The sequence below is a fragment of the Ulvibacter sp. 2305UL32-6 genome, assembly GCF_058148545.1.
In genome coordinates this window covers 1-5159 of sequence record NZ_JBYVKA010000014.1, presented here as the reverse complement: position 1 = coordinate 5159, position 5159 = coordinate 1, and the positions used below count along the sequence as shown (strand labels likewise).

Genomic DNA, 5159 nt, shown 5'->3' with positions numbered 1-5159 from the left:
CGAGCTTTTTTTCAAACGCTACTACTTAAACAGTAATTTTTCTGCCCTTTGCGAACAACTGCGTGTAGTATCCGATTATAATGAATTTTTTATTTACTCAGAATTGAACAATCTTTTAAGTAACCCTACGCGAGATTTTTAAGTAGAAATTTGAGCTTTATTTTAAATCTTTATTTTGCTTCTAAACTCCAACTGTTTATTGTTTTTGAAGGAATTCCGCACCCATATTTTAAAAGTCAGAAGTTGCTGAGTTATATTTTTCTATCAAAAAATGTTTGTTTTCAGCTCAAAACCGCCATTGTAGACAACGGTCTTGTATATGAAAAGTAGCGGATTTTACTCACTAACTTTTCGGATTATAACTGACCTTAAATTTATAAAATTCATTTTCGTTTAAACATTTAAACCGCTATTTTTTATATACGTTGTTGCCAACCGTTATTTATTCCGTATTCTTTCAGAACGTTTTTCCATTTCGTTTCCACATTTTGAGGGATTAAAATACTTTCCTCATTCGCTATTTTCTGTCCTTTTTCTTTGTTAAATGATAGGAAATTAAAACTTCCTTGTATGTAATAATCATTGTCTTTTATAATCAATTTCCTGTGTGTTCCTGTCATTTTATAGTTTCCTTGTTCTTCAAAATGAGTTGGTAAATGTATTAAATGAAAATTATTTTGGTATTTACTTTTTAAATTTCGCAGTTTTTCAATTGTTCCGTAATGATGTTCATCATTGCTTTCAATTCCATACAATATGATAACATCTACACTTCTTTGTAATGCTTTTTCAATACTATTTATATATTTTAAGGTAGCACGTTTTACCCAAGGACTTTCAATTAATATTTTAGATTTAACCGTCTTTAATGCTTCTGCAAATTGCTCTTGCGTTTCCCAAACCGAAAGTGTTTGCGTTTCGGTTATCTTTTTTTTGATTTCAGTTGTTTTAAACTCTTCTAAAAGTTCACTATTATTATCTTCTTGAATTTTCGCAAAACTTGTTCTGTCAGAAGTTGTAAATTGATATAATATACTTGGGTATTTTTCAAAAAGTGATTTAGAAAGTCGTTTTTGTTTTGAGATATCTTTATCAGTATTTCTAACTTCAATATATGGTTCTAATTCATTTTCTTTTTCCTTTATCGGAATATATTCGATTAAATAATAATCGTGATTTTCCTTTTTATCAAACTTAATATTTGACTTGTCATAATCAACTAAATACGCTTTTCCATTACTCTGACTTTTATAAATGTCAGAAAGTTGTTCGTTTTTGTTGTTAAGCAATTCAGGATTTTTTATTGAATAATCAATCTCTGGATTTAATCTGTTTTCAATGTTTTTATTGCTAAATAATCTAAAGTTCTTTTCAACCGCTTGATTTGATATTGCATCAATTAAAAATTCAAATTCTTCTTCTTCAAGAATTTTTAAAATACTATTATCTTTTACAAATTCTTCTCCTTGTTCGGTTACTAACCAAATACCTGAAGTAAAATCTACAAATCCTCTTTCACGCAAAAAGTATAATTCTCTTAATATAAAATCTTCTTTGTTAAGACCTAAAAATTTAATTATTTGTTCTTCTTTGTTATAACCTGCTATTATTGTTCTTAAAAAAACTGAATATACTTGTTGTATTGATTTTTCAGGCGATTTATTTACAGTTGCGTTTACTCGAACTCGTCTATAAGGATATGCAAATTGGATAATTTCATTTATCTTATAATCACTTGGACATTGTTTGTCTAACTTTTTATGTATTTCTTGTATGTCCATTAAAATATTTGTTCTACGTTTTTAACAATCCAGTCTTTCTTCAATTCACTTAAATATTTTTGTAATGCTGGTTTTTGATTTGTGTTTTCTAAATCTTTTGGTGGTTTTGCACTTAATATGCTATCTAAATTTCCAACAATAATTATTAGTTTTTTTTGCCTTGATAAAGCAACATTTATACGATTTGCATTAGATAAAAATCCTAATGTTTGTTGCTGACTTCTTACTAAATCAAAAATGATAATATCCTTTTCTAAACCTTGAAACTTATCTACAACAGATATAACGACATTATTAGATTTTACATTTTTCAGTTTACGATAATCAACTTTATTTCTTACAACTTTTCTTATTTCTCTTACTTGAGCAGAATAGCCTGTAATAACACCAATTGTGTAATTCTTTACTTTTTCAAACCTATCTAATTGATTTAGAAGTTCAGGTATTAATTCAGCACTTAATTTATTTCTTGACGAACCATTTCCATCAATTTCACTTTTATATGAATTACCAATATCAAGAAAGACAATTGAACTATCAATTTTTAAATCAAGATTATGTTCTTTATCTTGTGGTCGTTCAACTGGTTTTATCGGTTCATCTCCAAAAGATTCATAAAAGCATTTTGAAGTTAGTAAAACTTGGTCTTTTGAACTTCTTCTACATTCTTCTAACTGACTTTTAAAGTCGTCATCAATTTTTGTTATTACTTGCTCAAATAAACTTGGTCTATTAAAATAATCATCCCAACTATCAAATTCATCTGTGTCAGTTTTAAACTTTTCTCTTAACCATTTTTCAACTTCACGATTTGCAGTTAGCATTGGTCTTAATTGTCTATGGTCGCCAACAAGGATTAATTTTTCGGCTAAAACTGTTGGTATTAATGCTTCTGCTGTGGTTGCTTTTCCACTTTCGTCCATTATTACATAGTCAAACTCAAAATTATATTTTTGATATTTTTTTGATGCAATATGATTAGTTGTTGCTCCAATTACTCTAATGCTATCTATTAATTTTTGATTTATATTGCTATTCTCATCTAGCGAACTAATTGTTGCTAACCAATCTTTAAATATTTGTTGTTTTAAAAAATATTCTTCAAAATTTACTTTTACATAACTATTGATTGAAGTTATAAATTCTGTTTCAGAAGTTAAAGATTTTTCTAAACCTTTAAACGTATTGAAACGTTCTAACATTTTTTCTATTTGTTGCTTTTTTACTTTCCATTGTTTATTGGAAGAAAGGATTTCAAAAATTGGTAATAGAATAATATTCTCTTTTTCTAATGCCTTTTTAAATTGCTCTTTATATGGTTTCCAATTGGCTTTAGTTTTTTTTCTTACTTCTTCTTTCCAACCCTCAATTTTTCTTTCTAAAGTATGTTTTTGCAAACTTACTTTTGGTTTTCTAATACCACTTAATCTAACAATTGGAATTTCTTTTTCCAATAGATTATCTAATACATTATCAACTGCATCATTTGTTTGAGAAGTGATTAAAATTTTAGCATCAGGATTTTTATTTAATATTTGAAATACTATTTCTGTTATAACAGTTGTTTTTCCTGTTCCTGGTGGACCTTGAATAATTGTTAAAGGTTCTCTATGAATTGCATTTAGTATTGCTTTTTGTTGATTAAAACTATATACAAAGTCATTTCCCTTTTCGTCTGTTTGATAAACATTTGTTAGTTCTTGAAATTCAAGATATTTGCCTTGCAAATCAGTAGGATTAAAAACATAATGTATTAAATCTCTATTTTGAACTTCATTATATTCTACTTTTCGAATTGCTTCTAATTGTCTTTTCTTTTCCTCTTCTTGTTTACTGATATTTTCAAATATGTATCCGTTTTTAGGGATTTTTTCAAAATCTAATCGTTCACAGTCCCTAAACTTTAAAACTCTTGTTTTTGTGTCGAAATCATAAGCAACTCCCGAAAATTTCATTGGGTCTTTCATTTGTTTTTTATCGGCAGTTTCACTTACGATAAATTCAAAATCTTCTGGACTTGGTGGTGTTGCTTTGTCAATATGAGAGATGATTAAACCGTTCTTGCTGTATTTTTCATTGTCTTGAATTTTAAATGAAATTTCATAATTCCCGTTTTTCTCAAAACTCACAAAACGTAATCTTAATGAGTTTTTTTCTAAAACTTGCATTTCTTTGGTTAGTAAATCTTTAAAGAATTTTAATTCTTTAGTAATCTCTCTTTTTCCTTTTCTATATTCGCTTTCGTGCTGTTTTTCTTTTTGTATTTTCTTAAAAAAAGGCGTTAAGTTAAAACGCTCGTTATAACCATTTTGAGAAGTAAACACAATTGGCAAGCCTAATTCTTTTCCATATCTCAAAGTATTAGAATGTTCCCTTTCTTTATTTTCTTTTCTTTCTCCATTTAGGATTTCTAAACCATTTTCTGATATTTTCCAAATACAATGAATATAGAAATTTTTAGTTGAGATATTTAATAGGATATTTTCTCCTCTGCTTGGACTTATGTCAAATTTTGGTTTGAAATCGGAATTATTTAAATCTTCTATAACTTCTGGTATTGCATTTATAGAAACCGAGTTTTTACTGTCAAAAGAAATTTCACTTGTGATTTTCGATAATTTCTCTAAAAAAGAAACATAATTTATTCTATTTATTGGTAATTGCTCACAAGTTTTGTCAGTCAATTTCTGGACTTCTTCAAATTCGTTAATTTCATTTTTTGCAAAATACCATTCAATAACTTTACCAATAGAATAAATGTCAGATTGATAGGGAAATCCCTTTGGGATTTTTCTATCCCATTTTTCAGGTGACGCAAATTCTTTTGCGAAAATCTCTAATTCTTGTGATTGGCTTAATGTTGCAGAAATATCTGAAACTCCAAAATCAATTAAGTAAAAATCAAAGTTTTCATCTACAAGTATATTTGCAGGTGTTATATCTCCGTGAGCAAGTTTATGTTTCTGTTGCAATTGCTGTAAGCAATTTGCAATTTGTTCAATCCCTTTAAAAAAATGTGTTGGTTTAATTTCAAAAATGTTTTCTTCTAAAGAAGTTGCGTTTTTGTTTTCAAATATGATGCAATAAGCACTTTGGCTTTCGTCCCATTCGTATTCTATAATTTTCGGTAGGGAAGAGTGGACTGCTTTTTTTAAGTGTCGTAATTTGTTATAAAGAATTTTACTCGGTTGTGAGTTTTTTTCAATTCCTTTTATCCATTTAGCAAAATAAATTTCGCCACTTTCATCTGTTACTTTGGCGGTTGATGAATAACCTCTGTTTTGGATTTCTCCGTATAGTTGGTATTTGTCTAAAATCATTCAATTATATTCAGTTTTTCAATCTGAGCACGGTTTTTCTTTAATGGTTGGCAACGGT

The 5159-nt window shown here is 27.9% G+C and carries 2 protein-coding genes; both read right to left on the bottom strand.

The genetic code is table 11. From position 1 onward, the window contains the following. Window positions 1–416 precede the first annotated feature (416 nt). Window positions 417–1781, bottom strand: coding sequence for a phospholipase D-like domain-containing protein (locus ACY2RU_RS17335; RefSeq protein WP_490139743.1), 1365 nt, complete (start codon window positions 1779–1781; stop codon window positions 417–419). Then, on the bottom strand, window positions 1781–5101 hold the full coding sequence (locus ACY2RU_RS17330) for an AAA domain-containing protein (RefSeq protein ID WP_490139742.1): 3321 nt from the start codon (window positions 5099–5101) through the stop codon (window positions 1781–1783). Before ACY2RU_RS17330 ends, ACY2RU_RS17335 begins: the two co-directional genes overlap by 1 nt. Window positions 5102–5159: the final 58 nt, after the last annotated feature.